The sequence below is a fragment of the Klebsiella sp. 64 genome (genome assembly GCF_018223915.1).
Taxonomy (GTDB): Bacteria; Pseudomonadota; Gammaproteobacteria; order Enterobacterales; family Enterobacteriaceae; genus Klebsiella; species Klebsiella pneumoniae.
Genome location: NZ_JAGRQZ010000043.1, coordinates 15045 through 41838, shown reverse-complemented (window position 1 = coordinate 41838; position 26794 = coordinate 15045). Strand labels below are relative to the sequence as shown.

The following is a 26794-nucleotide window of genomic DNA, read 5'->3' as shown; positions in this document are numbered from 1 at the left end:
GGGCATCGCCTGACGCCTGCCCCCGGCGGGCTCTCTTCCTCTGACTTCCAGAACGCGCTAAAAACCTTTCTGTTACTAATCAATCACCTGAATTATTTCTACATAGCCAAACGTTTGCGTTGGTAAAAACTGCGACAATTATCACTGCAAAAAATGGTTTTAAGCGCAAAAACGTCGACTAGTTCTCTTTTTTACAGTAAATCCCTCGTTATTACGCCGCTCCGCTTTTATCTCATATGCTGCAAATGGTAGCCTTCGCGCCACAAATCGCTGGCTGATCACCAGAAACAGGCTGTTGGACTAAAAATACGCACATTGAAAGTGGATTATTGCATTTGAGATCGCGATCACTGATGCATAAACCATATAAATGTATCTTTCCGGCCCAATTATTACGGAGAAAATTTCTAAAAAAACCGTAATTAAACGAATTTCATGTTACGCAATTGTATTTATTCATTAGATTTTGTTGATTCCTCCAGGAGATACAGATGGAAACCACTCAAACCAGCACCATCGTTTCGGGCGAAACCCGCAGCGGATGGCGTAAAACCGACACCATGTGGATGCTGGGCCTGTACGGTACAGCGATTGGCGCGGGCGTCTTGTTCCTGCCGATCAACGCCGGCGTTGGCGGCATGATCCCCCTGATCATCATGGCGATTCTGGCCTTCCCGATGACTTTCTTCGCCCACCGCGGCATGACCCGCTTCGTGCTCTCCGGGAAAAACCCGGGCGAAGACATCACCGAAGTAGTGGAAGAACACTTCGGCGTAGGCGCAGGTAAGCTGATTACCCTGCTTTATTTCTTCGCTATCTACCCGATCCTGCTGGTTTACAGCGTGGCGATCACTAACACCGTCGAAACCTTCATGGCGCATCAGCTGCACATGACGCCGCCGCCGCGCGCCATTCTGTCGCTGATCCTGATTGTCGGCATGATGACCATTGTGCGTTTCGGCGAGCAGATGATCGTTAAGGCAATGAGTGTGCTGGTGTTCCCGTTCGTTATCGCGCTGATGGTGCTGGCTCTGTATCTGATCCCGCAGTGGAACGGCGCGGCGCTGGAGACGCTCTCCCTGAGCGGCGCTTCCGTTACCGGCAACGGCCTGCTGATGACCCTGTGGCTGGCGATCCCGGTGATGGTCTTCTCCTTCAACCACTCGCCGATCATCTCTTCCTTCGCGGTAGCCAAACGTGAAGAGTACGGCGAAGGCGCTGAGAAGAAATGCTCCAGTATCCTCGCTCGCGCCCACATCATGATGGTGCTGACCGTGATGTTCTTCGTCTTCAGCTGCGTTCTGAGCCTCTCTCCGGCAGACCTGGCGGCGGCGAAAGAGCAGAACATCTCGATTCTGTCTTACCTGGCGAACCACTTTAACGCGCCAATCATTGCCTGGATGGCGCCGATCATCGCGATGATCGCCATCACCAAATCCTTCCTTGGCCACTATCTGGGCGCTCGCGAAGGCTTTAACGGCATGGTGATTAAATCCCTGCGCAGTAAAGGCAAATCAATTGAAATCAACAAACTGAACAAGCTGACCGCGCTGTTCATGCTGATCACCACCTGGATTGTGGCAACCCTGAACCCGAGCATCCTCGGTATGATCGAGACCCTTGGCGGCCCGATTATCGCGATGATCCTGTTCCTGATGCCGATGTACGCGATTCAGAAAGTCCCGGCGATGCGTAAATACAGCGGCCATATCAGCAACGTCTTCGTGGTGATTATGGGCCTGATTGCCATCTCCGCGATCTTCTACTCTCTGTTCAGCTAATTCATTCAACGCCTCCCCCCGCGCCGCTTTACGGCGGCGCGCTTTCCGACAGCACGGGAATACATATGATCAGCGTATTCGATATCTTTAAAATCGGCATTGGCCCTTCCAGCTCCCATACCGTTGGACCGATGAAAGCGGGCAAACAATTCACTGACGACCTGATCGCGCGCGGCCTGCTGGCCGAGGTGAGCAAAGTCGTCGTCGACGTCTACGGCTCCCTCTCCCTGACCGGTAAAGGCCACCATACCGATATCGCGATTATCATGGGACTCGCCGGCAACCTGCCGGACACCGTCGACATCGACGCCATTCCGGGCTTTATTCAGGACGTTAATACCCATGGCCGCCTGATGCTGGCCAACGGTCAGCACGAAGTGGACTTCCCGGTGGATCAGTGCATGAATTTCCATGCCGACAACCTGTCGCTGCATGAGAACGGCATGCGTATCACCGCCCTGGCCGGCGACAAGGTGCTCTACAGCCAGACGTATTACTCTATCGGCGGCGGCTTTATCGTTGATGAGGAGCACTTCGGCCAGACTACCGAGGCGCCGGTTGCCGTTCCTTACCCTTACAAAAACGCCGCCGACCTGCAGCGTCACTGCCGTGAAACCGGGCTGTCGCTCTCCGGCCTGATGATGCAGAACGAACTGGCGCTGCACAGCAAAGAAGCCCTTGAGCAACACTTCGCCGCGGTGTGGGAAGTGATGAGCGCCGGTATCGAGCGCGGCATCACCACCGAAGGCGTCCTGCCGGGCAAACTGCGCGTCCCGCGCCGCGCCGCCGCGCTGCGCCGTATGCTGGTGAGCCAGGACACCACCAACAGCGATCCGATGGCGGTGGTCGACTGGATCAATATGTTCGCCCTGGCGGTGAACGAAGAGAACGCCGCCGGCGGCCGGGTGGTGACCGCGCCAACCAACGGCGCCTGCGGTATCGTGCCGGCGGTGCTGGCCTACTACGACAAGTTTATCCGCAAGGTGAACAGCAACTCCCTGGCCCGCTATATGCTGGTCGCCAGCGCGATTGGTTCGCTGTATAAGATGAACGCCTCCATCTCCGGCGCCGAAGTCGGCTGCCAGGGTGAAGTGGGGGTCGCCTGCTCGATGGCGGCGGCCGGTCTGGCGGAACTGCTGGGCGGCAGCCCGGGTCAGGTGTGCATCGCGGCAGAGATCGCTATGGAGCATAACCTCGGCCTGACCTGCGACCCGGTCGCCGGCCAGGTGCAGGTGCCGTGCATCGAACGCAACGCTATCGCTGCCGTGAAAGCGGTCAACGCCGCGCGAATGGCGCTGCGCCGGACCAGCGAGCCGCGCGTGTGTCTCGATAAAGTGATCGAGACCATGTACGAAACCGGCAAAGACATGAACGCCAAGTACCGGGAAACCTCCCGCGGTGGTCTGGCGATGAAGATTGTTGCCTGCGATTAACCTGCTGGCCCGCCACGCGTCGGCGTGTCGGGCCATCGTCCTGCATAACTCTTTTTGTTATATCAATAAAATTTTAGTTATTTAATGGTTATAAGCGCTGTTTGTTACCTTACGCAAAACCGCTAAGGAGAACAGAAAATGTCCAACCGATTCCGCCCCGCCTGGCTGCTGGTCCTCGCCGCCCTCTCTACCTCCGCGCTGGCCAAAGCGCCGGAAACCGTCAACATCGGCTATCAAAAGGCGAATATCTTCGCGCTGCTGAAGTACCGCGGCACACTGGATGAGAGCCTGAAAAAACAGGGCATTGCCGTACGCTGGGTCGAATTCCCCGCCGGGCCGCAAATGCTGGAGGGGCTGAACGTCGGTAGTATCGATCTGGCCGCGACCGGCGATGCACCTCCGGCCTTTGCCCAGGCGGCGCAAGCCGATCTGGTCTACCTTGCCCACTCCCCCGCTAACCCGAAAACGGAAGCGATTGTGGTGCCTGAACAGTCGGCAATCCACAGCGTGGCCGACCTGAAGGGCAAGCGCGTGGGGTTGAACAAGGGGTCTGACGTCAACTACCTGCTGGTTGCCGCACTGGAAAAAGCGGGCCTCAGCTATAAAGACATCACCCCGGTCTATCTGCCGCCGGCGGAAGCCCGCGCCGCTTTCCAGCGCGGGGCGATTGATGCGTGGGTGATCTGGGATCCGTTCCTCGCAGAAGTGGAAACCAACGCGAAAGCCCGACAGATCCGCAATGCCGAGGGGCTGGTGCCGCACTACACCTTCTATCTCGCCAGCCGCAAGTTTGCAGATACCTACCCGGAGACAGCAAAGCAGGTGGTGGATGAGCTGGGTAAACTCAGCGCGTGGGCGAACAGCCATCAGGACGAGGCCGCCGGGCTGCTGTCGACCTCAACCGGACTGGATAAAGCCATCTGGCTGAAGACCCTGGCCCGCCTGCCCTACGGTGCCGAACGCATGACCCCGGCGGTGTATAACGAACAGCAGGCGCTGGCGGATACCTTTACGCGCATCGGCCTGCTGCCGGTGAAAGTCGACGTGCGCAGCGCCACCTGGTCGCTGGATAAACCTTGATTTTCCTGACGACGGGAAGCACTGCGCCTCCCGTCGCCGACAGGCTTACCCCGCCGTTTTCTCACCATTGCCTATCTGCCAGATAAAGGTGGGCGCTTCACCGTTCACCAGCCAGTTACCGATATTACGTGCCTTATAAATCACCGGATTATGCGAGGCAACCGTCCGCGCATTCCGCCAGTGGCGATCCAGCGCAAGGCGAGTTCGCGTATCCGACGCCCCGAGGGCATTAAACAGCTCCGTCGCCGCCCGCGGGATCCAGTCGCTGGCGATCACCTGCGCCTGCGCCGCTTCCACTTCCGCCAGCTGGTTACGCCGGGCAATCAATGCTTCGTCGTCGCTGACGTGCGCCACATAGGCCTGCTGCAGCGATTCCGCGGCCTGCAGGACCGCGGCCCGGGTCGCCCATGCCCAGCTGCTGATCTGCCCAACGACCTGCAGAACCTGGGCGTCATCGCGCGGCACGGCGGCGTTGCCGTGGCTGTACATCCGGGAGCGATGTTTGACGCCCTGCGCGGCATCCCGCTCAACCGCCAGGCCAATGCCCGCGAGGGTCGCCAGCAGCACATGCTGGTAGAAGGCGGTCTGATAGCGAAAGCGCTGGGCAAAATCATAGACATGTTCGGTTTCCACCCGAGCGCCGGTAAAGCGGGTGGTCCCGCTGCCGGTCAACCGCTGGCCAAAGCCATCCCAGTCATCTTCCCGCACCACGCCGGTCTGCTGGGTGCTGACCAGGGCTATCACATCGCTGGCGGTATCACTGCGCCGGGCAAACACATCGATCCAGTCGGCGTACAGCGCGCCGGTGCTGTAAAACTTCTCGCCGTCGAGTCGCCAGCCGCCCTCTGTCGGCGTCACTCTGGTGTTCACCTCTCCCAGCTTAACCGCGCCGATCTCCGTCCAGCCGCTGCCCACCAGCTCACCGTCGAGGAAGCGACGAAACCAGCGGTCGCGCCCGGCGGAATCCGGCTGATTCAGCTGATCTTCCACAAAGGCAAAGTGCGCGCGCAGGGCCTGCGGCAGGTTAGAGTCCGCTTGCGCCAGCTCGATCAGCAGCGCGCTGAGCTGCGGCAGCGAAGCGCCCCAGCCGCCCTTCTCACGCGGGATACGCAGCGTGCCGAAGCCCGCTTCTTTCAGCCAGCGGATCGGCTCATCGGGCAGAATGCGCTGCTGTTCGCGCTCCGCAGCGCCCTGGGCGATACGGGTGAATATCGGGCGGAAGGCGGCCGCCAGCGCGTCATAATCGGTGCCAGTAGAGAGCAGGGTCATTGTCAGTTCCTTATTCATGAAGTGCGTCGATATCTTCTCGCGTCGGTTCATGACGGACCGCCAGCAGGAAGAAAATGGGAATAATGGCGGCAAGCGAGACCACCCAGAACATCTGCGTGCCGAGGGAGGCCTGCAGCAGCGGCAGAATAAACAACGCCAGCGCGCTGCCGATCCCGGAGAGTGCCCGGCTGAAACCGACCCCGGTGGCGCGAATGGCAGTAGGATAGGAGAGCGCCGGGTAGATCATCAGCTGCGCCCCCGGGCCAAACCCTTCGGCGAACAGCCACAGCCCCAGCATCGCGATAGCCAGCACGATACCTGCCGTCGCGTGCGGTTGCCCCACCAGCGCCAGCACAATCAGCGCCACAAACTGCAGGGCGAAGCCGGCTATCGCCACATGACGCGAAGGATATTTCCACGCCAGATGCATACCGAGCAGCCCACCGGTAAAAGCAAACAGGGCGTTCAGCCCCAGCGATGCCGAAATAGTTTCGAAGACGCCAGCCCCGAGGAACTGGGCAAGAATTGACGGCAGGAAAAAGGCAATCGCCGTGTACTCGAAGGAGATACAGATATTCATCACCCCGGCGACGATAGTCCGCTCGCGGTAGGGTTTTTCGAACAGCACGCGGAAGCTCACTTTCGGCGCTGGCGCGGGCTTCGCCGCCGGGACCTCATGGGCATGGATCCCCCAGGAGTCGCGTAAAATACGCACTGCAGAGGTCAGATCGCCCTGGTTCGCCGCCCACAGCGGGGATTCATTCATAAATCGACTGCGGACGGCAATAATCAGCAGTGCCGGCACGGCGCCGAACAGCAGGGAGGCGCGCCACAGCCAGTCAAGATGCTCCTGCGGCAGCAGGAAATAGAGGCCGAAGATAATGAGAAAGCAGACGGTTGAGGCGGCGTACCACATCGGGCACCACGCCGCGAGGCGAGCCGCTTTGTTGCCTTTGCCGGCAAAGCGGGAAAACTCGGCCAGATAGGACATCGCTACCGGCAGGTCGATGCCAACGCCGATGCCCATCAGGAAACGGGCGCCAATCAACACCCAGACGTTCGGCGCCAGCCCGGCGGCGATAGCCGAAATCACGAAAAAGAACATATCGGCCATAAAAACCGAATAGCGACCATATTTATCGGTCAGCCAGCCGCCGATAATATTGCCGACGATAGTCCCGACCATAATGGACGAAGTCACCAGGCCGGTCAGCAGCGGTGAGAGCTGAAATTCACGTACAACGTCATCAATACCGTAGGAGAGCGTGGTTAAGTCATATGCGTCGAGAAAAACGCCCCCCAGCGCGAGGAAGACAATCATCCGCGCATATTTCGCTTGTTCCTTGCCGGAATTAATTAGCCGCGCCACATCCCCGACGCTACTGACCGGTACCGAAGCGATACCGGGATTATCCACTGGTAATGTACTCATTTTTTCACCTTATTATTTTGTGCAGGTCATCAGCTGTTATAGACCGCGCGCGACGAGAATCAAAACAACAAATCATTCTATAAAAATCAATATAATCAATAAGTTAATAAATATCACCAGCACAAAAAGGACGCGCTTTCACGCATCCTCAAGGGAAATAAATAACAACGAAAATAGACGTCGTGCAGGACGCTTATTCCGCGGACACTGGAACTAATACGTCTTTTACCAGCGGGTCATCGGTGGTTTTTAACCACGTCTGGATCAGCGGATCAGAAAAAGCCTGTTTTAATTTGACGATATTTTCCTGCGATAAATACGGTGTACCAATCACTAATTGCGAAGCAAAGGTGCGCGGCGCCGGCGGGAATAATATGCCTTTCTCACGCGGCACTTTCCCGGCGTCAAATTGCGAGACATAGCCGATGGCGGCATCCACCGAATTTAACGCCCGCGGCATGGTCAGCAGATCCAGCTCTTTAAAGACAAACTGATGCGGGTTACCGACAATATTTTTCAGCTTCGCCGTGCGCGGCTCCACCGCCGGGTCGAGCGAGATCAACCCAATGCGCTGGAGCAGCCACAGGGCCTGCCCCTGATTGGCGCCATCGTCAGGCACGACAATGGTCGCGCCGTTGGGCAACGCCTGTACCGACGAGTAGCGGTCGGAATAGATGCCAAACGCCCACTGGAACACCGGCACCGTGGTCGACAGCGCAAAGCCGTTAGCGTCCACCACCTGTTTAAGCCACCACTGATGCTGATAGATCGTCCCGGCATACTGACCTTCCGCTACCGCGCGGTCAGCCTGGACCGGATCCTGCACCCCCACCGCCTCCAGTTTCAGACCGTAATCGGGCGCAATATGCTGATTAATATACTCAATGATCCGCTGCTCGCCGGCCATCGCCGGCTCGTAGTGAATTTTTAACGTGCTGCCGAAGACCACCTGCTGGCTTTGGGTATGTCCCCGCCACCACCAGAAGGCGATGGCGAGCAGGATAATCACCGCCAGCGCCGCCAGCCAGGGCCAGCGCCGCGCTTTACGTAACTCAAATTGCTCTGTTGTCATACAAGGTTCCCCTGCGTGTGGCGTAAACGGTTGACCAGACGGTCACCCAAAAATTGAATCAACTGGATCGTGGCGATCAGGGCAACGATCGTCGCGATCATGATGTGGTTGTCGAAGCGCTGATAGCCGTACACCACGGCCAGGTAGCCGATGCCGCCGGCGCCGATGGTCCCGGCGATAGCCGAATACTCGATCATCGAGACCAGGTTTAGCGTCACCGCCGCCACCAGCGCGGGCATGGCTTCACTGAGCTGCGCGCTGACAATGATTTGCCAGCGCGACCCGCCGCAGACGACCCCCACCGCGGTGACCTCCGCCGGCAACTCGCGCAGCGCGTTCTCCACCAGACGGCCAAAGAACGGGACGCCGGCGGCGATCATCGGCACTACCGCGGCGGGGATGCCAATCGTGGTGCCGGTCAGCCAGTAAGTGAACGGGATAATGGCGGCCATCAGCACCAGAAACGGCAGCGAACGTCCCATATTGACCACCCAGTTCAGCAGCCGGTACAGCAGTGCGTGCGGAAATAAGCCCCGCGGCGAGGCATTAAACAACACCACCCCCACCAGCCCTCCCAGCGTGACGACAAACAGCATCACAATGGCCACCATCAGCCAGGTTTCGCCATAGGCGGGGAGCAGCAGCGAAGGGATTTCGCCCCAGGGGGTATCCTGACTGATGACTGTCGGTTTCATACCGCCTCCCTGAGCAACGGCGCGCTGTCGAGGATCTCCGCCGTTATGCCGAGCTGCGCCAGCAGGCCCTGCAGTCGCGCGGGCGACAGGCGTTCGCCCTGAAAGCGCACTCCGGCCTGCAGGCGACCGGCCAGCCGACCATTAATCACCTCGACGTGACCGCCAAGGAGATCGATCTGCAGCGCCCACTGCTGGCTCAGGCGGCTGATCCAGTCGGTGGCCACCGGCACATCCCAGCGGTAGCTCAGACGCAGCAGCAGATCGCTGTGGGTAGCTGCCGCCGGCGTCAGCGGCAACAGCTGCTGGCCGAGCAGAGAATCGGGACGCGCCAGCAGATCTTCGATCCGCCCGTACTGGACGATCGTCCCGTCGCGGATCTCCGCCACCGCATCCGCCGCCGTGCGCACCGCGTCCATTTCATGGGTAATCAGGACGATCGCCAGCTGGTACTCATCACGCAGCCGCTTGAGCAGAGCCAGCACCGAGGCCGTGGCCTGAGGATCGAGGCCGGAGGTGGCTTCATCCGCCAGCAGAACGGACGGGCGCAGCGCCAGCGCGCGGGCAATGCCGATCCGCTGGCGCTGGCCGCCTGAGAGCTGGGCCGGCCAGGCATCCGCTTTGTGGCTCAGGCCGACGCTCTCCAGCAGCTCGCCAACCCGCGCCTTGATATCGCGCTCCACCACACCAAGCCACGCCAGCGGCAGGGCGACATTCTCCCAGGCGGTCCTGCGGCTCAACAGCGCCGAAGACTGGAAAACGGTGCCAATCGCCCGCCGTTCCCGGCGCAGCGCCTCGCCGGACAGCGCCGACAGATCCTGGCCATTGATACGAATGCTGCCGCTGTCCGGTTGCTCCAGCAGGCTGATGCAGCGCGCCAGGGTTGATTTACCGGCGCCGCTCGGCCCCACCACCGCGGTGATGGAGCGCTCAGGCACCTGCAGCGACAGCCCTTTCAGCACCGCGCTGAGCCGGCCATCCGCCGTGCGGTAACTTTTATGCAGGTCATCAATAGCGATCATGTCACCTTCTCCTCTACCGATGCCGCCGTGCGCGCATCGCGGCGGTAGCTGGCGCCCGGGTGAGGCGCGGCCAGACGCGGGCCGGCGCCGAACAGTTTTTCGCGCAGGGTCCCCTCGCGGTACTCCTGCTTAAAGACGCCGCGCTTTTGCAGCTCAGGCACCAGCAGCTCGACGACGTCGCGGAAGGTTTCGTGAGTGACGGCATAGGCGAGGTTAAAGCCATCGACGTCCGTCTCTTCGACCCAGGACTGCAGTTCGTCCGCCACGGTTTGCGCGCTGCCAACCACCAGCGGACCGAAGCCGCCGATCCCCGCCCAATCGGCCAGGGCCTGCACCGTCCACTGGCGGTTCGGATCAGCGGTCGAAAAGGCCTCCACCGCCGACTGAATAGCGTTGGTGTGCAGATACTTCAGCACCTGATCCGGCTGATACTGGCCGAAATCGATCCCCGTCCAGCCGGAGAGCAGCGCCAGCGCGCCTTCATAGCTGACGTACTGCTTATATTCCTGCCACTTCGCCTGTGCCTCGCGGTCGGTGTCGCCGACAATTACCGTCTGCAGGTTGAAGATCAGGATGCTGTGCGGATCGCGCCCCGCCTCAGCTGCCCGGCGGCGAATATCCGCCACCGTCTTCTTCAGCAGCACCTTCGACGGCGCTGCGACGAAGACGCATTCGGCATGGCCGGCGGCGAACTGTTTGCCGCGGCTGGACGCCCCCGCCTGATACAGCACCGGCGTGCGCTGCGGGGATGGCTCGCAGAGGTGGATCCCCGGCACGGAAAAGAACTGTCCCTGATGGTTAATGGGATGGATTTTCCGCGGATCGCTGAAGATCTTCCGCTCTCTGTCGCGCAGTACCGCCCCATCCTCCCAGCTTCCCTCCAGCAACTTATAGATCACCTGCAAATACTCATCGGCATAGTCATAGCGGGTGTCATGGTCGGTCTGGGTCTGCTGGCCGATATTGCGCGCCCCGCTCTCCAGATAGGAGGTGACGATATTCCAGCCCACCCGCCCTTTGGTCAGATGATCGAGCGTCGACAGACGACGAGCGAAGGGGTAAGGATGCTCAAACGACAGCGAGGCGGTCAGGCCGAAGCCCAGATACTCCGTCACCAGCGCCATTGGGGTGATCAGAGCCAGCGGATCGTTGACCGGAACCTGCGTCGCCTGGCGGATCGCCGCATCGCCGCTGCCGTTCAGCACGTCATAGATCCCCAGCACGTCGGCGATAAACAGCCCGTCGAACTTGCCGCGCTCCAGCAGCCGCGCCAGATCCACCCAGTACTCCAGATCTTTATACTGCCAGGAGCGATCCCGGGGATGCGCCCACAGGCCCGGCGACTGATGGCCGACGCAGTTCATATCGAAAGCGTTAAGACGAATTTCACGTTGTGATGACATAGCAATCTCCATAGCGCGGCCCGTCGCCGGGGCGCACGCGGCAAAATGAATCAGGGAAAAGAAAGAGAGGTATTCAGTACGCAGGACATCGGGAGTCCTGCGGGATCCCGAGCGTGAGTAACGCTTGCGCCGCCACGTCAGCGGCATGGTCGGCTACCTGCGGCAGGCCCATCAGTTCGCCAAAACGCCCGCGGGCGGCCGGACCGGCCACCAGCACCGGCAGCGCCTCAACGTGCGGCTCAGCCACTGCCCGGGAACGGCTGTCCACCTCCAGGCCCATGCCGAGGGCATCGGCGCGAATCAGGCCGCGGCGGGCGAGGTCCTGTAAAAATGGCTGGCTGTCGGTCAGGGCGCGGTGTGCGGGTCCGGTGGTCAGGATCAGGTGATCGACGCTCAGCGTCTGCACGCCGCCGCCGCGCCGCGCCAGCGTCAGACGCAGCGTTTCGCCTTCACCGCTTATCGACAGTAGCCTGGCCGCCTGCACCTGCAGACTGCCCGTGCGCTGGCGCGCCTCCAGCACCTCGGCGACCTGCGGCGCCACGCGGTAGCGGTGGACATCCCAGTAATGGCGCAGATGGCGCAGAAAACGCTGGCGATCGGCGACGCTGAGCGCCTGCCAGATCCGCTGCCCCTGCTGACGAACCGCATCCAGCACCACCTGCCAGCTCAGGCCCTGCTGCGCCGCATACGCGACGTCGAGGCGGATCTGGCGCAGGCGCTGGCGCAGGCTGCCCTGCTGATAGTCGCCAGGCCAGGTTGCCCCTGCGCCGCTAAGGTTGCCGCGCGACAGCAGGCCATGGCGCGAAAAGGCGACGATACTGCTGCGGTGGCCCAGCCGGTCCAGCGTCGCGACCGTATCGGCCATGGTTAATCCGGTGCCCATCACCGCCACCCGGGCGTGCGGGGCGATGGCATCGAGCGCGCCTGGCTGCCACGGGTTGGCAATCAGCGCCGGATGATGACGCCAGGCTTCGGCCTGTGCCGGCAGCGAAGGCGGTGGATGACTGATCGCCAGCACCAGCAGATCGGCCTTAAGCTGCAGGCCGCCGTCGGTGGTCACCGTCCCCTGATGAAAAGCGAGCGCCCGATCGCGCAGGTGGCGAAGCCGTCCGCCGCTGGACGCCGCGGCGTCGGCAAAACGCTGCGCCACATAGCGACCAAACTGGCCGCGCTGAGGGTAGACGGAACCGTCCGGGCGCAGCGCCTGCACATCGACGGTAAAGGCAGGCTGATGGCGGTACCAATGATCGAAGGCGCCCTCTTCGTCGCCGGCCAGCTGCATGCGAGCGGCCGGAACGTTAATCCGGTGCGTCGGCTCCGCAGTGGAGTAGGCCACCCCGGCCCCGGGGGACTGGCGCGGCTCCAGCAGCGTCACGCGCACCCCGTTCGGCGCCAGGCGCAGCAGCTCAATCGCCACCGCCGCGCCGCTAAAGCCGCCGCCGATAATCACGATATGCGGTTCTGCACTCATCGCTGCCCTCCTCCGGTATGCTGTCTCATGGTCGCGCTCCGGGCCATCAGCTGGCGCTGACCTGGCGCACCGGGCGCTTATCGCCGCCGATGGTTTCGCCAAACGGACCGGTGTTCACGCTACGCGCCTTCGACGAGGCCCCGTTTTCCAGCGGCAGCAGAGGCATCACCAGCTCAGCAAAGCGGTGCGCTTCTTCCAGATGTGGGTAGCCGGAGAAGATAAAGTTGCTGATGCCGAGCGCCTGATATTCGCGGATGCGTTCCGCTACCTGCTGCGGATTACCTACCAGCGCGGTACCCGCGCCGCCGCGCACCAGTCCGACGCCGGCCCACAGATTGGGCGCAATGCGCAGATTATCGCGCGATCCCTGATGCAGGGCGCTCATCCGCGCCTGGCCGGCCGAGTCCATGCGGGCGAAGATCTTTTGCGCCTGGGCAATGGTATCGTCGTCAAGATGGGCGATCAGCCGGTCGGCGGCGGCCCATGCCTCTTCTTCCGTTTCGCGCACAATGACGTGCAGACGAATGCCGTACTGCAGGGTGCGTCCGCGGGCCGCGGCGCGCTCGCGCACCACCGCCAGCTTCTCCGCCACCAGTTCCGGGGGTTCGCCCCACGTCAGATAGCTGTCGATCTGCTCGGCCGCCACATCAATGGCCGCATCAGAAGAGCCGCCGAAATAGAGCGGCGGGCCATTCTCCTGCACCGGCGGGAACAACACCTCAGCGCCTTCCACGTGAATATGCTCGCCGTGATAATCTACTTTTTCCCCGCGCAGCAGGCGGGTGTAAACATCAAGAAATTCGCGGGTCACCTGATAGCGCTCGCTGTGGCTGAGGAAGATACCGTCGCCTTTGTTTTCCACCGGGTCGCCGCCGGTAACGACGTTGATCAGCAGCCGACCTTCCGATAAACGGTCGAGGGTGGCCGCCATCCGCGCCGCCAGGGTTGGCGGCTGCAGGCCCGGTCTGACCGCCACCAGATAGCGCAGACGGCGGGTCAACGGCGCCAGCGCCGAGGCCACCAGCCACGAATCTTCACAGCTTTTACCGGTGGGGATCAGCACGCCGTAGTAGCCCAGGCTGTCGGCTGCCAGCGCCACCTGCTGCAGATAAGGTAAATCGACCGGGCGTCCACCCTCGGTGGTACCCAGATAACGGCCATCGCCATGGGTAGGTAAGAACCAGAAGACATTGATCTTGTCGGGAGCTTGCTGCGTCATTATCTATTTCCTATATAACCATATCCGATATTTATCGAAGAGATGTTTTAATTTGGTTATATGGGTGTTAGCGATAATCATGCCAATGGTGAATAAAAAATTAATCTTTTAAAATCAATGCACTGAAAACGGCTTCGCCGCGCCGCGCTGTTGCAAATCGCGCAGCCGCCGCGCATCCGCTGGCGCATTTGCAACAGCCGCGGGCCTTCCCCCTCTGGTTTCTGCGGCCGCCGCAGGATAAGTTCAGAGCGTCAACGATCGGAGGCCCGCTATGCTGAACCCAGAATCCCCTTCCACCGCTCCCGCGCTGATCGACCCGGCGTCGAAGGCCTTCCAGAGCCTGCTGGACAAACTCGCGCCAACGGAGGCGACCGTGCTGATCGTGGGCGAAACCGGCACCGGCAAGGAGGTGGTGGCCCGCTATCTCCATCATCACAGCGCCCGTCGCCAGCAGCCGTTTCTGGCCGTTAACTGCGGCGCGCTGACCGAGAGCCTCGCCGAAGCCGAACTGTTCGGCCATGAGAAAGGCGCCTTCACCGGCGCGCAGCAGGGACAGCCCGGCTGGTTTGAAGCCGCGGAAGGGGGAACGCTGCTGCTGGACGAGATCGGCGAATTAAGCCTGCCGCTGCAGGTCAAGCTGCTGCGAGTGCTGCAGGAGCGTGAAATTACCCGCGTCGGCTCACGCAAAGCGATTAAAGTGAATGTCCGGGTGATTGCCGCCACCCACGTTGACCTGGCCCAGGCGATCCGCGAGCGCCGCTTTCGCGAGGATCTCTACTATCGACTGAATATCGCGGTGGTGCCGCTGCCGCCGCTGCGCCAGCGTCGGCAGGATATCCCGCTGCTGGCGCACCACTTTTTATCACTCTACGCCCGGCGCCTCGGGCGGCCAACCCTGCGTCTGGCGCCGGAATCACTGGCCCGGCTGATGGACTATTCGTGGCCGGGCAATATTCGCGAGCTGGAAAACACCCTGCACAACGCGGTGCTGCTCAGTAAAGAAGAGGAGATCAGTCCTGCCCAGCTGCGCCTGGCGACGCTCAACGACGCCCCGGGGCCGGCGAGCGATCATGAACTGGACGACTTTATTCGCCACCAGCTGGCGCTTCCCGGCGAGCCGCTGTGGCAGCGAGTGACCAGCGCCCTGATTCGCCACGCCATGGCACATTGCGACGATAACCAGAGCCAGGCGGCCGCGCTGTTGGGGATCAGCCGGCATACCTTGCGCACCCAGCTCGCTAACCTCGGGCTGATCAAAAGCCGCCGCCGCCCGCCTGCGCCGCCGCGGGCGTTCGCCAACGCAGCCGGGGCCGATCGCGAACTGCGCATTGGCTACCAGCGCTTCGGCAGCCTCGGGATCCTGAAAGCCCGTCAGAGTCTGGAAACCGCCTTCGCCAGCCTCGGCGTCAACGTGCTGTGGAGTGAGTTTCCTGCCGGACCGCAGCTCCTCCACGCCCTCGCCTGCAACGAGATCGACTTCGGCACCACCGGAGAAGCGCCGCCGGTGTTTGCCCAGGCCAGCAATAGCGAACTGATGTACGTGGCGTGGGAGCCGCCGGCGCCGCGCAGCGTGGCGATGGTCGTCCCGCAGGAGAGCGACATTCGCCAGCTCAGCGATCTGCGCGGTAAACGCATCGCCCTCAATAAAGGGTCGAATGTCCACTGGCTGCTGCTGCAGATCCTCGAGGACGCCGGCCTGGGTCTGAACGATGTGCGGGTGGTCTATACCCCGCCGAAATATCCGCTGACCGCCAGCGACTATCTGGCGGTTGACGCCTGGATGATGTGGGATCCGCTGCTCAGCGACGCCGAACACACCGGCGAGCTGCGGGTGGTCGCCAGCGGCGAAGGCCGGGTCAACAACCATCAGTTTTATCTTTCGCGACGGGACTACCTCGCTCAGCATGGCGATATCATGCGCCGCCTGCTGACGGAGCTGACCCACACCGGGCAGTTTATCGACTCGCATCGCGGCGAAGCGGCCCGCTTACTCTCGGCAGAGCTGGGGATCGACGCCCGGTCGCTGAGCATGGCCCTCGCCCGCCGCAGCCATCGCCCGCGGCCGATGGATCTGTCGGTGATCCGCGCCCAGCAGACCATCGCCGATCGCTTTTACGCCCTCGGGCTTATCGCCAAACCGGTCCCGGTGCGCGAAGCGGTGTGGTACGGCGAACCCGCGCCGGACGTCATCAGACCGCTGATGACGGTCAGTTAGCGAAATTTGCGCGTTATCTTCCTGATTGTTCAGGCGCAGATAGCCTCGATCTGATGGCGATGTTACCCTAAAGACGCTGAGAATAAGGGGGGTATCTGTGGCTGTTCATCTGTTAATCGTCGACGCGTTAAATCTAATCCGCCGCATTCACGCGGTGCAGGGTTCACCCTGCGTCGATACCTGCCTGCATGCCCTGGAGCAGCTGATCGTCCACAGTCAGCCCACCCATGCGGTGGCGGTGTTCGACGATGAGGATCGCGCCCACGGTTGGCGCCACCAGCGCCTGCCGGAGTACAAAGCCGGCCGCGCGCCGATGCCGGAGACGCTGGTCGCCGAGATGCCGGCGCTGCGGGCCGCCTTCGAACAGCGGGGGATCCGCTGCTGGGCCTCGCCGGGCAGCGAAGCGGACGATCTCGCCGCCACCCTGGCGGTAAAGGTGGCCCAGGCGGGCCATCAGGCCACCATCGTCTCCACCGACAAAGGCTACTGCCAGCTGCTGTCGCCCACCATCCGCATCCGCGACTACTTTCAGAAGCGCTGGCTGGACGCCCCCTTCATCGCCAGCGAGTTCGGCGTCACCCCGGAGCAGCTGGCGGATTACTGGGGGCTGGCGGGGATCAGCAGCTCGAAGGTGCCGGGCGTGGCGGGCATTGGACCCAAAAGCGCCGCCCAGCTGCTGAACGAGTTTCAGGACCTGGAGGGGCTGTACGCCCGTCTGGCCGAGGTCCCGGAGAAGTGGCGCAAAAAGCTGGCCGCGCATCAGGAGATGGCCTTCACCTGCCGGGAGGTGGCCCGCCTGCAGACCGACCTCCAGCTGGACGGCAATCTGCAGCAGCTGCGGCTGACGCGCTGACCTTCGTTAAGAGGTGCGCCGGTGCAGGGTGACTGCCTCCGGCACTGCCTGCTTTACCCGGGCCAGGCAATCACCAGGCCGCCTGATATAACCCGACGATATCCGCCAGGCTCGCCTCGCGCGGGTTGCCGCCGGTACACACATCCGCCAGCGCCGCCTGGGCCAGCGCCGGAATATCCTCTTTCCTGACGCCCACCTCGCGCAGATGGCCGGGAATACCGACATCGCGGTTAAGCTGGCAGACCGCCTCTACTGCCGCCTCGCGCGCGGCGGTCAGGCTTAACGCTTCCACCCTGACGCCCATCGCCCGGGCGATGTCGCGATATTTTTCCCCGGTCGCCTCAGCATTAAAGCGCATCACGTGCGGCAGCAGGATGGCATTCGCCACGCCGTGCGGCGTGTTGTAAAAAGCGCCGAGCGGATGCGCCATGCCGTGCACCAGCCCGAGCCCGACGTTGGAAAATCCCATCCCCGCCACATACTGGCCGAGCGCCATAGCTTCCCCCGCGCCTGCGTCGCCGGCAACCGAGCCGCGCAGCGCGCCGGCGATGATCTCGATGGCCTTGAGGTGCAGAGCATCGGTCAAAGCCCAGGCGCCGCGAGTGAGGTACCCTTCGATAGCATGCGTCAGGGCGTCCACGCCGGTAGCCGCCTTCAGCGCCGGCGGCATAGCGTCCATCATATCGGCATCGATAAAGGCCACCTGCGGAATATCGTGCGGGTCGACACAGACGAATTTGCGCCGCTGTTCTTCATCAGTGATGACATAGTTAATCGTCACCTCCGCCGCGGTACCCGCGGTGGTCGGCACCGCGAAGATCGGCACGCTGGGCTGACGGGTGGGCGACAGCCCCTCGAGGCTACGGACATCAGCGAATTCCGGGTTACGCTGAATAATACCGATCGCCTTACAGGTATCCTGCGGCGAACCGCCGCCGATGGCGATCAGGTAATCCGCCCCGCTGCGTTGAAAGGCCTGCAGCCCCTGCTGGACCACGGCGATGGTCGGGTTAGGGATCACGTCGCTGAACATATCCCATGCCAGCCCGGCGGCATCCAGTTTGTCGGTGACTTTCGCCGCCACGCCGCAGCGGGCGAGAGTGCTGTCGGTGACGATCAATGCTTTACGATAGCCGCGCCGCACCGCTTCATCGGTTAATGCGTTTATCGCCCCCCGGCCAAACCATGCCGTTTCATTGAGGATCATTCTGTTTGCCATCGTGGCTCTCCTGTTAGCGTTGCGGCATCACTCTTCAATGCGTAATCCGTAGGTTTTGAACTTCTCCAGCACGATGGCGATCGCCTCGTCATCCAGCACCGGGACCGGGTCGGTAATCGCCAGCGTACTGAGGTAGAGCTGGGCCAGGACCTCCACTTCATGCGCCAGCCAGAGCGCTTTCTCCAGGCTGGCCTCGCAGGCGATCAGGCCGTGATGCTGCAGCAGCGTGGCTTTGCGGTGCTTCAGCGCCACCGCGACATGCTCAGACAGTTCGCGGGTGCCGAAGGTGGCATAGGGCGCGCAGGGGATCGAATTCCCGCCGGCCGCGGCGATCATATAGTGGATGGCCGGGATGGGCCGGTTGAGGATCGACACCGCCGTACAATGGACAGCGTGATTGTGGACCACCGCCTGGGCATCGGGTCGCGTCTGGTAGGCCGCCTGATGAAAACGCCATTCGCTGGAGGGCAGTTTTCCCTGCTCATGCTGGCCGTCGGCATCAATAAAGACGATCTTGTCTTCCGTCAGCTTTTCATATGGGATACCGGTAGGGGTGATCAGCATTCCTCCCTGATAGCGCACGCTGACATTGCCGGCGGTCCCCTGATTTAACCCCAGGCGGGTCATTTCCAGGCAGGTATCGATAATCTGCCGGGCCAGTCTGTTTCTTTCCATTGCGTTCCTCTTTTGGTGACTCATCATCCATCAACGGCAGGGCAACAGAAATATCGTCGGCTACCGTGGGATAGGGTGAATAATGGTCTTCATCATCAACCTGAATATTCAAAGGGGAATTTTCATGATTATTTTTTGTGAGCCGCGTCAATTATTCCGCCATGAATAAAGCAACCATACCCATTACGAGAGAGATTAAAATGCCCGTTCTTAATAATATTTCATCAAGCGGGCATTTTATTTCTTTGTAACATTTGCCCGTTTTCCACGATATATATTCATTCGGTCATTAGCGTTGTGGTTTTGTGAATTTATTTTCTCAAACGGTCAGCGTTTTTGAAAAATTAAAGTGACAATAATCACATAAAATGGCCCACAGTACGTTAAGTGTGACCATCATCATATTAACAGACGGTTTTTATTTGAAAATGAAGCCATGAGTTCCGCCGTGACTTTCATTTCACTCACCGGCGCGTCACCTGAGCTCACTTAATTTTGCAGTCTGCTGCAGCACCAGACTGCGCCCTGAATGCTGTTGTAAATGCTTCTGAACTGATGAGGACGCTATGGGAAACACAACGATACCAACGCAAAGTTACCGCGCCATGGAGAGCGGGCAGAGTAAGAGCTACATTATTCCTTTCGCTCTGCTGTGCTCCCTCTTTTTTCTGTGGGCGGTGGCTAATAATCTGAATGATATTTTATTGCCGCAATTTCAACAGGCCTTTACCCTGACTAACTTCCAGGCCGGATTAATTCAATCGGCCTTTTACTTTGGCTATTTTATTATTCCCATCCCCGCCGGGATGTTGATGAAAAAATTCAGCTACAAAGCCGGCATCCTTACGGGTCTGTTTTTATATGCCTGCGGCGCCGCGCTGTTCTGGCCTGCCGCCGAAGTGATGAATTACACCTTATTTCTCATTGGATTATTTATTATCGCTGCCGGGCTTGGCTGTCTGGAAACCGCGGCCAACCCGTTTGTCACCGTCCTCGGTCCGGAAAGCGGCGGTCACTTCCGCCTTAATCTGGCCCAGACCTTTAACTCATTCGGCGCCATTATTGCCGTGGTATTTGGCCAGAGTCTTATTTTGTCTAACGTCCCGCATCAGCCGCAGGAGGTGCTGGATAAAATGACGCCGGAACAGCTCAGCGCCTGGAAGCACAGTCTGGTCCTGTCGGTACAAACCCCCTATATGATTATCGTGGCCATTGTCCTGCTGGTCGCCCTGCTGATCGTCTGCACCCGCTTCCCCTCCCTGCAAAGCGATGACCACAGCGACAGCGCGCAGAGCACTTTTTTCGCCTCGCTGACGCGCCTGATGCGCATCCGCCACTGGCGCTGGGCGGTACTGGCCCAGTTCTGCTACGTCGGCGCGCAAACCGCCTGCTGGAGCTACCTGATTCGCTACGCTATCGAAGAGATCCCGGGCATGACGGCCGGTTTCGCCGCCAACTACCTGACCGCCACCATGGTCTGCTTCTTTATCGGCCGTTTTACCGGCACCTGGCTTATCCGCCGCTTCGCGCCGCACAACGTGCTCGCTATCTATGCGTTTATCGCCATGCTGCTCTGTTTGCTCTCCGCCTTCAGCGGCGGCCACGTCGGTCTGCTGGCCCTGACCCTGTGCAGCGCCTTTATGTCCATTCAGTACCCGACCATCTTCTCGCTGGGGATTAAGCATCTGGGCCAGGACACCAAATATGGCTCGTCATTTATCGTCATGACCATTATCGGCGGCGGGATCGTTACCCCGGTGATGGGCTTTGTCAGCGACGCCGCCGGCAATATCCCGACCGCCGAACTGGTCCCGGCGCTGTGCTTCGCCATCATCTTTATTTTTGCCCGTTTCCGTTCACAAGCGGCGACGAACTAAACCTGTTATCCGCATAACCTGAGGGATCTGTAATGAAAAAAATCAGCTTACCGAAGATCGGTATTCGTCCGGTAATCGATGGTCGTCGCATGGGGGTCCGCGAGTCGCTGGAAGCGCAAACCATGAACATGGCGAAAGCCACCGCCGCGCTTATCAGCGAGAAACTGCGCCACGCCTGCGGCGCCCGGGTGGAGTGCGTGATTGCCGATACCTGCATCGCCGGTATGGCCGAGTCGGCCGCCTGTGAAGAGAAATTCAGCAGCCAGAACGTCGGCGTCACCATCACCGTCACCCCCTGCTGGTGCTACGGCAGCGAAACCATCGACATGGATCCGCTGCGCCCGAAGGCCATCTGGGGCTTTAACGGCACCGAGCGTCCGGGGGCGGTCTATCTGGCCGCGGCGCTGGCGGCCCATAGCCAGAAAGGGATCCCGGCGTTCTCCATCTACGGACATGACGTGCAGGATGCCGATGACACGTCGATCCCAGCGGATGTCGAAGAAAAGCTGTTGCGCTTCGCTCGCGCCGGCCTGGCTGTCGCCAGTATGAAAGGGAAAAGCTATCTGTCGCTGGGCGGCGTCTCAATGGGCATCGCCGGATCTATCGTCGACCACAACTTTTTTGAGTCCTGGCTCGGCATGAAGGTGCAGGCTGTCGACATGACGGAGCTGCGCCGGCGAATCGATCAAAAAATCTATGATGAAACCGAGCTGGAGATGGCGCTGGCGTGGGCGGATAAACACTTCCGCTACGGCGAAGATCAGAACGCTGAGCAGTATAAGCGCAATGAAACGCAGAGCCGCGCGGTGCTGAAAGAGAGCCTGCTGATGGCGATGTGCATCCGCGACATGATGCAGGGCAACCCGAAGCTCGCAGAAAAAGGGCTGGTGGAGGAGTCGCTGGGCTACAACGCCATCGCCGCCGGTTTCCAGGGTCAGCGCCACTGGACCGATCAATACCCCAATGGCGATACCGCCGAAGCGCTGCTCAACAGCTCTTTTGACTGGAACGGGGTGCGCGAACCGTTTGTCGTCGCTACCGAAAACGACAGCCTCAACGGCGTGGCCATGCTGATGGGCCATCAGCTCACCGGCACCGCCCAGGTGTTTGCCGACGTACGCACCTACTGGTCGCCGGATGCCGTTGAACGGGTCACCGGGCAGCCGCTCACCGGGCGGGCGGAGCACGGCATCATTCACCTGATTAACTCCGGCTCTGCGGCGCTGGACGGCTCCTGCCAGCAGCGCGACGCGCAGGGCAATCCGACGATGAAACCCCACTGGGAGATTGAGCAGAGCGAGGCGGATGCCTGCCTCGCGGCGACCGAATGGTGCCCGGCGATCCACGAATACTTCCGCGGTGGCGGCTTCTCTTCCCGCTTCCTGACCGAAGGCGGCGTGCCGTTCACCATGACCCGGGTGAACATCATCAAAGGTCTGGGGCCGGTGCTGCAAATTGCCGAAGGCTGGAGCGTAGCGCTGCCCAAAGCGATGCACGACCAGCTCGACGCCCGCACCAACTCCACCTGGCCCACCACCTGGTTTGCCCCACGCCTGACCGGCAAGGGCCTGTTCAGCGATGTGTACTCGGTGATGGCCAACTGGGGCGCCAACCACGGCGTGCTGACCATCGGCCACGTTGGCGCAGATTTCATTACCCTCGCCGCCATGCTGCGCATTCCGGTCTGCATGCACAACGTGGAAGCGGCGAAAATCTATCGCCCTTCCGCCTGGGCCGCGCACGGCATGGATATCGAGGGCCAGGACTACCGCGCCTGCCAGAACTACGGGCCGCTGTATAAGCGTTAACAGGTTGGTTTCGCCCGGAGGCGCAGGCTTACCTGGCCTACAGACGCGCGCGGTCTGTAGGCCGGATAAGCGCTGCGCCATCCGGCAATGTTGTTTCGGGAGTCACTATGAAGCAAGACGTTATCCTGGTCCTCGACTGCGGCGCCACGAACGTGCGGGCGATGGCCGTGGATCGACAAGGGAACATTATCGCCCGCGCCGCAACGGCGAACGCCAGCGACATCGCGGCGGAAAAAAGCGACTGGCACCAGTGGTCGCTGGAGGCCATTATGCAGCGCTTTGCCGACTGCTGTCGGCAGATCCATGACCAGCTGGCCTCCTGCACGGTGCGCGGCATTACCGTCACGACCTTTGGCGTCGATGGCGCGCTGGTAGATGAGAAGGGTGCCCTGCTGTATCCGATCATCAGCTGGAAATGCCCGCGCACCGCGGCGGTGATGGAGAAAATCAGCCAGTATATGCCCGCGCGCCAGCTGCAGCAGATAGCCGGCGTCGGCGCGTTTGCATTCAACACCCTGTATAAGCTGGTGTGGCTGAAAGAGAACCACCCGCAGCTGCTGGCGCAGGCCCATGCCTGGCTGTTTATTTCATCGCTGATCAACCATCGGCTGACCGGGGAGTTCACCACCGACCTCACCATGGCGGGCACCAGCCAGATGCTCGATCTCCGGCAGCGCGATTTCAGCGCGCCGATCCTGCAGGCGACCGGCCTGCCGCGCCGCCTGTTCCCGCGGCTGGTTGAAGCAGGCCAGCCGATCGGCGCCCTGCTGCCGGAGGCCGCTGCGCTGCTGGGCCTTCCCGTCGGGATCCCGGTTATCTCGGCCGGGCATGACACCCAGTTCGCTCTGTTTGGCGCCGGCGCCGGGCAGGATGAGCCGGTGCTCTCCTCCGGGACCTGGGAGATCCTGATGGTACGCAGCGCGCAGGTCGACACCTCGCTGCTCTGTGACTACAGCGGCTCCACCTGCGAGCTGGACAGCCAGCCGGGCCGCTATAACCCGGGGATGCAGTGGCTGGCCTCCGGCGTGCTCGAGTGGGTGCGCAAACTGCTGTGGAGCGCTGACACCCCATGGCAGACGCTGATTGACGAAGCGCAGGGGATCCCGCCCGGCGCCCAGGGCGTCAGGATGCAGTGCGACCTGCTCGCCAGCCAGCACGCCGGCTGGCAGGGCGTCACGCTCAACACCACCCGCGGCCATTTTTACCGCGCCGCGCTGGAGGGGTTAAGCGATCAGCTGGCGCAGCATCTGCAAACCCTGGAAAAAATCGGCGGCTTCAGGGCGAAAGAGCTGCTGCTGGTGGGCGGCGGCAGCCGCAACGCGCTATGGAACCAGATCAAGGCCAACCGACTCGGGATACCGATCAAAGTCCTCGACGATGCCGAAACCACCGTGGCCGGCGCGGCGATGTTTGGCTGGTATGGCGTGGGCGAGTTCTCTTCGCCAGAACAGGCCAGAGCGCAGGTCGCGTACCGCTACCGCTATTTCTGGCCGCAAACTGAACCTGAACTGATAGAGGAAGCCTGAGATGCTCAAAACCATTTCCCCGCTGATATCGCCGGAACTGCTGAAAGTGCTGGCCGAAATGGGCCATGGGGATGAAATCATTTTTTCCGATGCCCATTTCCCGGCGCACAGCATGGGGCCGCAGGTGATCCGCGCCGATGGCCTGCGAGTCAGCGATCTGCTGCAGGCGATTATCCCGCTGTTCGAATTAGACAGCTATGCGCCGCCGGTGGTGATGATGGCCGCCGTCGAAGGCGATGCGCTCGACCCGACGGTGGAACAACGCTATCGGCAGGCGCTCTCAGCGCAGGCCCCCTGCCCGGATATCGTGCGGATTGACCGCTTTGCCTTCTACGACCGGGCGCAAAAAGCCTTTGCGATCGTTATCACAGGAGAGTGCGCTAAGTACGGAAATATCCTTTTAAAAAAAGGAGTCACGCCGTAATCTCATGCCGGAGCCTCTGCCTGATGCAGACGCTCAATCAATGATGGGATGAGAATAAATGAAAGCAGCCCGCCAGCAGGCGATCGTCGATCTCCTGATCACCCACAGCAGCCTGACCACCGAAACGTTGTCAAAACAGCTCAACGTCAGCAGGGAAACTATTCGCCGCGATCTGAGCGAGCTGCAGGCGCAGGGCAAAGTGCTGCGTAACCACGGCCGGGCCAAAGTGATCCACCAGCGCAGCCAGGACAGCGGCGATCCTTTCCACATGCGCCTGAAAAGCCATTACGCGCATAAAGCCGACATCGCCCGCGAAGCGCTGGCCTGGATTGACGAAGGGATGGTGATCGCCCTCGATGCCAGCTCCACCTGCTGGTATCTCGCCCGCCAGCTGCCGGACCGCCCGCTGCACGTCTTTACCAACAGCCAGCCCATCTGCCAGGAGCTGGCCAAACGCGACCAGATCACGCTCACCTGCTCCGGCGGCACTCTGCAGCGGAAATATGGCTGCTACGTGAACCCGGCGCTGATTTCCCAGCTGAAATCGCTGGAGATCGATCTGTTTATTTTTTCCTGCGAAGGCATCGACCCGCAGGGCGCGCTGTGGGACTCCAATGCGTTCAATGCCGACTTCAAATCGATCCTGCTTAAGCGGGCGGCGCAGTCGCTGCTGCTGATCGACAAAAGCAAGTTCAACCGCTCCGGCGAGGCGAGGATTGGTCATCTGGATGACGTGACGCATATTGTGTCGGATGCGCCGCAGCCTTAAGGGGAAGGCCGGAGGATGCGCACGCGTCTCCGGCCTGAGGGGGAAGGATTAACGCTCGTCGCGACGTCCGCCGACGGCGGCCCACAGGCGGCGCACGTGAACGGTCACCTCTTCACGATCGTGATACAGCTGACGCGCCTGGATCTGGGCGTTAACGCCGTGCTCGTCCAGCTGGGCCTGAATATAGGCCAGATTCTGCGACACCTCTTCATAGCGCTTTTTCATCGGCAGCTTGAGGTTGAAGATGGTCTCCCGGCACCAGCCGTTGACCAGCCACTGCGCCATCAGCGCCGCCACCTTCGCCGGTTTCTCCACCATATCGCAGACCATCCACGAGATGTTGTTGCGGTTCGGACGATAGCGGAAACCGTCTTCGCGCAGCCAGGTCACCTGGCCGGTATCCATCAGGCTCTGGGCCATCGGGCCGTTATCGACCGAAGAGACCCACATGTTGCGCTTCACCAGCTGATAGGTCCAGCCGCCCGGGCAGGCGCCGAGATCGACGGCATACATGCCGTTCGCCAGACGCTCGTCCCACTCGTCCGCCGGAATAAAGACGTGGAACGCCTCTTCCAGCTTGAGGGTGGAACGGCTCGGGGCGTCGGAGGGAAACTTCAGCCGCGGAATGCCCATATAGAACGGTGAGTTGTTGTTGCTGTATGAGTAGCCGGTATAGCAGCAGCCGGGTGCGATAAAGAACACATGCACCACCGGTCGCTTTGGCGTTTCATAGTTGGTCAGCACGCCCGCCTCGCGCAGCGCCGCGCGTAACGGCACCGTAAACTTGCGGCAGAACTTCATCAGCTCTTTGCTTTCGTTGGTATCCGCCACTTCCACACGCAGCTCGCCACCCTTCTCCACCACGCCCTGCAGCATGCCGACGATCGGGGTTATGCGATCCTCCGGCGGCAGGTCGCGCAGCAGTTCGCCGACCACAAACATCTGACGGGCGAAAATCAGCGAGCTGAACGGCAGATCGCGCACCAGCTTCTCGCCGTCGTCCTGCTGATAACCTTCAAAAATTACATAGCCAGAGTCTTCTTTGACCCGGGCAAAACCAAACACCTCAAGGCGGGCTGCCTTATCGGTAATTTCTGCTGCGCACTCTTTCTCAAAACCAGGGCGACAATAGAGGACAACCTTATTCATGAACAACGCCCTTACGTTTCAGACGAATTGCACCAATTAACATTAAAACCCAACCGGCGAGGAAGCTTACGCCGCCCACCGGGGTCACGAACGCCCACAGACGTAAATGAGAGAGCGCCAGACAATAGAGGCTGCCGCTGAACAGCACGGTCCCTAACGCCAGAAATACGCTGCTCCAGTAGAACCAGATACTGATCCGACGCTGCATCGCCACCGCCAGACCAAAAATCGCCAGGGTATGGAAGGCCTGATACTCCAGGCCGGTATGGATCCAGGCCATCTCCGCCGCGCCGAGCGATTGACTTAAGACATGCGCGCCAAAGGCGCCCAGAGCCACAAAGATAAAGCCGCTAATCGCGGCGAATATCAGCATAAAACGGCTGGTCATGTTGTTACCCTACAAGT

Annotated in this window: 23 protein-coding genes; 10 read left to right on the top strand and 13 right to left on the bottom strand. The window is 60.9% G+C overall.

The window, feature by feature from the left end:
• Positions 1-491: 491 nt before the first annotated feature.
• The 3 genes from KHQ23_RS24605 to KHQ23_RS24595 all read left to right on the top strand — a co-directional run bounded on the left by KHQ23_RS24605 (position 492) and on the right by KHQ23_RS24595 (position 4294).
• The gene (locus KHQ23_RS24605; protein WP_004151070.1) at positions 492-1781 is read left to right on the top strand and encodes an HAAAP family serine/threonine permease; all 1290 of its coding nucleotides are present in this window, start codon (positions 492-494) and stop codon (positions 1779-1781) included.
• A 65-nt stretch (positions 1782-1846) separates the two neighbouring features.
• The gene (locus tag KHQ23_RS24600) at positions 1847-3214 is read left to right on the top strand and encodes an L-serine ammonia-lyase (RefSeq protein ID WP_002915259.1); all 1368 of its coding nucleotides are present in this window, start codon (positions 1847-1849) and stop codon (positions 3212-3214) included.
• Positions 3215-3352: 138 nt separating this feature from the next.
• Positions 3353-4294 (top strand): aliphatic sulfonate ABC transporter substrate-binding protein, encoded by a 942-nt coding sequence (locus tag KHQ23_RS24595; RefSeq protein ID WP_211776869.1) that lies wholly within the window; start codon positions 3353-3355, stop codon positions 4292-4294.
• 45 nt (positions 4295-4339) lie between these two features.
• Here the strand turns inward: KHQ23_RS24595 and KHQ23_RS24590 are convergent, their stop codons facing one another.
• The 9 genes from KHQ23_RS24590 to KHQ23_RS24550 all read right to left on the bottom strand — a co-directional run bounded on the left by KHQ23_RS24590 (position 4340) and on the right by KHQ23_RS24550 (position 14068).
• Positions 4340-5563 carry an acyl-CoA dehydrogenase family protein gene (locus KHQ23_RS24590; protein WP_002915263.1) on the bottom strand — a complete coding sequence of 408 codons (1224 nt, stop codon included), beginning with the start codon at positions 5561-5563 and terminating at the stop codon, positions 4340-4342.
• A 10-nt stretch (positions 5564-5573) separates the two neighbouring features.
• Positions 5574-6995: an MFS transporter gene (locus tag KHQ23_RS24585; RefSeq protein ID WP_004151071.1), complete on the bottom strand. Its 1422-nt coding sequence runs from the start codon at positions 6993-6995 to the stop codon at positions 5574-5576.
• A 193-nt stretch (positions 6996-7188) separates the two neighbouring features.
• Positions 7189-8067 (bottom strand): MetQ/NlpA family ABC transporter substrate-binding protein, encoded by an 879-nt coding sequence (locus KHQ23_RS24580; RefSeq protein ID WP_073553609.1) that lies wholly within the window; start codon positions 8065-8067, stop codon positions 7189-7191.
• Positions 8064-8762, bottom strand: coding sequence for a methionine ABC transporter permease (locus KHQ23_RS24575; protein ID WP_032434999.1), 699 nt, complete (start codon positions 8760-8762; stop codon positions 8064-8066). Before KHQ23_RS24575 ends, KHQ23_RS24580 begins: the two co-directional genes overlap by 4 nt.
• Complete coding sequence (locus tag KHQ23_RS24570) at positions 8759-9781, bottom strand: methionine ABC transporter ATP-binding protein (protein WP_004174621.1); 1023 nt, start codon at positions 9779-9781, stop codon at positions 8759-8761. Before KHQ23_RS24570 ends, KHQ23_RS24575 begins: the two co-directional genes overlap by 4 nt.
• Positions 9778-11184 carry an LLM class flavin-dependent oxidoreductase gene (locus KHQ23_RS24565; RefSeq protein ID WP_032435002.1) on the bottom strand — a complete coding sequence of 469 codons (1407 nt, stop codon included), beginning with the start codon at positions 11182-11184 and terminating at the stop codon, positions 9778-9780. The genes KHQ23_RS24570 and KHQ23_RS24565 overlap by 4 nt, the downstream gene beginning before the upstream one ends.
• A gap of 73 nt (positions 11185-11257) precedes the next feature.
• Complete coding sequence (locus KHQ23_RS24560) at positions 11258-12655, bottom strand: FAD/NAD(P)-binding protein (protein WP_009484710.1); 1398 nt, start codon at positions 12653-12655, stop codon at positions 11258-11260.
• 46 nt (positions 12656-12701) lie between these two features.
• The gene (gene ssuD, locus KHQ23_RS24555) at positions 12702-13874 is read right to left on the bottom strand and encodes an FMNH2-dependent alkanesulfonate monooxygenase (RefSeq protein WP_002915347.1); all 1173 of its coding nucleotides are present in this window, start codon (positions 13872-13874) and stop codon (positions 12702-12704) included.
• Between the two features lie 77 nt (positions 13875-13951).
• On the bottom strand, positions 13952-14068 hold the full coding sequence (locus KHQ23_RS24550) for a hypothetical protein (protein WP_004219275.1): 117 nt from the start codon (positions 14066-14068) through the stop codon (positions 13952-13954).
• Between the two features lie 77 nt (positions 14069-14145).
• Between KHQ23_RS24550 and KHQ23_RS24545 the strand changes: the two genes are divergently transcribed.
• Both KHQ23_RS24545 and xni read left to right on the top strand, forming a co-directional pair.
• Entirely contained in the window at positions 14146-16089 is a 1944-nt protein-coding gene (locus KHQ23_RS24545; RefSeq protein ID WP_032435004.1) for a sigma-54-dependent Fis family transcriptional regulator, read from the top strand.
• A 97-nt stretch (positions 16090-16186) separates the two neighbouring features.
• The gene (gene xni, locus KHQ23_RS24540; RefSeq protein WP_004142871.1) at positions 16187-16942 is read left to right on the top strand and encodes a flap endonuclease Xni; all 756 of its coding nucleotides are present in this window, start codon (positions 16187-16189) and stop codon (positions 16940-16942) included.
• Between the two features lie 70 nt (positions 16943-17012).
• Here the strand turns inward: xni and fucO are convergent, their stop codons facing one another.
• Complete coding sequence (gene fucO, locus KHQ23_RS24535; protein WP_004149581.1) at positions 17013-18161, bottom strand: lactaldehyde reductase; 1149 nt, start codon at positions 18159-18161, stop codon at positions 17013-17015.
• Between the two features lie 27 nt (positions 18162-18188).
• A complete protein-coding gene (fucA, locus tag KHQ23_RS24530) occupies positions 18189-18836 on the bottom strand; it encodes an L-fuculose-phosphate aldolase (RefSeq protein WP_002915470.1) in 648 nt (215 codons plus the stop codon).
• A gap of 566 nt (positions 18837-19402) precedes the next feature.
• Between fucA and fucP the strand changes: the two genes are divergently transcribed.
• The 5 genes from fucP (at position 19403) to fucR (ending at position 25240) form a co-directional block, all read left to right on the top strand.
• Complete coding sequence (fucP, locus tag KHQ23_RS24525) at positions 19403-20713, top strand: L-fucose:H+ symporter permease (RefSeq protein ID WP_004151076.1); 1311 nt, start codon at positions 19403-19405, stop codon at positions 20711-20713.
• 32 nt (positions 20714-20745) lie between these two features.
• Positions 20746-22521, top strand: coding sequence for an L-fucose isomerase (gene fucI, locus KHQ23_RS24520; RefSeq protein ID WP_073553607.1), 1776 nt, complete (start codon positions 20746-20748; stop codon positions 22519-22521).
• A gap of 107 nt (positions 22522-22628) precedes the next feature.
• The gene (gene fucK / locus KHQ23_RS24515; RefSeq protein ID WP_023342619.1) at positions 22629-24047 is read left to right on the top strand and encodes an L-fuculokinase; all 1419 of its coding nucleotides are present in this window, start codon (positions 22629-22631) and stop codon (positions 24045-24047) included.
• 1 nt (position 24048) lies between these two features.
• The gene (fucU, locus tag KHQ23_RS24510) at positions 24049-24471 is read left to right on the top strand and encodes an L-fucose mutarotase (RefSeq protein WP_002915538.1); all 423 of its coding nucleotides are present in this window, start codon (positions 24049-24051) and stop codon (positions 24469-24471) included.
• A gap of 58 nt (positions 24472-24529) precedes the next feature.
• Positions 24530-25240 carry an L-fucose operon activator gene (gene fucR, locus KHQ23_RS24505; protein WP_004142883.1) on the top strand — a complete coding sequence of 237 codons (711 nt, stop codon included), beginning with the start codon at positions 24530-24532 and terminating at the stop codon, positions 25238-25240.
• 48 nt (positions 25241-25288) lie between these two features.
• Here fucR and rlmM read toward each other — a convergent pair whose 3' ends face one another.
• A complete protein-coding gene (gene rlmM, locus KHQ23_RS24500; protein WP_002915541.1) occupies positions 25289-26389 on the bottom strand; it encodes a 23S rRNA (cytidine(2498)-2'-O)-methyltransferase RlmM in 1101 nt (366 codons plus the stop codon).
• Positions 26382-26777 (bottom strand): DUF423 domain-containing protein, encoded by a 396-nt coding sequence (locus KHQ23_RS24495; protein ID WP_002915543.1) that lies wholly within the window; start codon positions 26775-26777, stop codon positions 26382-26384. Before KHQ23_RS24495 ends, rlmM begins: the two co-directional genes overlap by 8 nt.
• Between the last annotated feature and the right edge of the window lie 17 nt (positions 26778-26794).

Coding starts and splice junctions, on each gene's coding strand:
- KHQ23_RS24605 (WP_004151070.1), top strand. CDS start 492: ATGGAAACCACTCAAACCAGCACCATCGTTTCGGGCGAAACCCGCAGC.
- KHQ23_RS24600 (WP_002915259.1), top strand. CDS start 1,847: ATGATCAGCGTATTCGATATCTTTAAAATCGGCATTGGCCCTTCCAGC.
- KHQ23_RS24595 (WP_211776869.1), top strand. CDS start 3,353: ATGTCCAACCGATTCCGCCCCGCCTGGCTGCTGGTCCTCGCCGCCCTC.
- KHQ23_RS24590 (WP_002915263.1), bottom strand. CDS start 5,563: ATGACCCTGCTCTCTACTGGCACCGATTATGACGCGCTGGCGGCCGCC.
- KHQ23_RS24585 (WP_004151071.1), bottom strand. CDS start 6,995: ATGAGTACATTACCAGTGGATAATCCCGGTATCGCTTCGGTACCGGTC.
- KHQ23_RS24580 (WP_073553609.1), bottom strand. CDS start 8,067: ATGACAACAGAGCAATTTGAGTTACGTAAAGCGCGGCGCTGGCCCTGG.
- KHQ23_RS24575 (WP_032434999.1), bottom strand. CDS start 8,762: ATGAAACCGACAGTCATCAGTCAGGATACCCCCTGGGGCGAAATCCCT.
- KHQ23_RS24570 (WP_004174621.1), bottom strand. CDS start 9,781: ATGATCGCTATTGATGACCTGCATAAAAGTTACCGCACGGCGGATGGC.
- KHQ23_RS24565 (WP_032435002.1), bottom strand. CDS start 11,184: ATGTCATCACAACGTGAAATTCGTCTTAACGCTTTCGATATGAACTGC.
- KHQ23_RS24560 (WP_009484710.1), bottom strand. CDS start 12,655: ATGAGTGCAGAACCGCATATCGTGATTATCGGCGGCGGCTTTAGCGGC.
- ssuD (WP_002915347.1), bottom strand. CDS start 13,874: ATGACGCAGCAAGCTCCCGACAAGATCAATGTCTTCTGGTTCTTACCT.
- KHQ23_RS24545 (WP_032435004.1), top strand. CDS start 14,146: ATGCTGAACCCAGAATCCCCTTCCACCGCTCCCGCGCTGATCGACCCG.
- fucO (WP_004149581.1), bottom strand. CDS start 18,161: ATGGCAAACAGAATGATCCTCAATGAAACGGCATGGTTTGGCCGGGGG.
- fucA (WP_002915470.1), bottom strand. CDS start 18,836: ATGGAAAGAAACAGACTGGCCCGGCAGATTATCGATACCTGCCTGGAA.
- fucP (WP_004151076.1), top strand. CDS start 19,403: ATGGGAAACACAACGATACCAACGCAAAGTTACCGCGCCATGGAGAGC.
- fucI (WP_073553607.1), top strand. CDS start 20,746: ATGAAAAAAATCAGCTTACCGAAGATCGGTATTCGTCCGGTAATCGAT.
- fucK (WP_023342619.1), top strand. CDS start 22,629: ATGAAGCAAGACGTTATCCTGGTCCTCGACTGCGGCGCCACGAACGTG.
- fucU (WP_002915538.1), top strand. CDS start 24,049: ATGCTCAAAACCATTTCCCCGCTGATATCGCCGGAACTGCTGAAAGTG.
- fucR (WP_004142883.1), top strand. CDS start 24,530: ATGAAAGCAGCCCGCCAGCAGGCGATCGTCGATCTCCTGATCACCCAC.
- rlmM (WP_002915541.1), bottom strand. CDS start 26,389: ATGAATAAGGTTGTCCTCTATTGTCGCCCTGGTTTTGAGAAAGAGTGC.
- KHQ23_RS24495 (WP_002915543.1), bottom strand. CDS start 26,777: ATGACCAGCCGTTTTATGCTGATATTCGCCGCGATTAGCGGCTTTATC.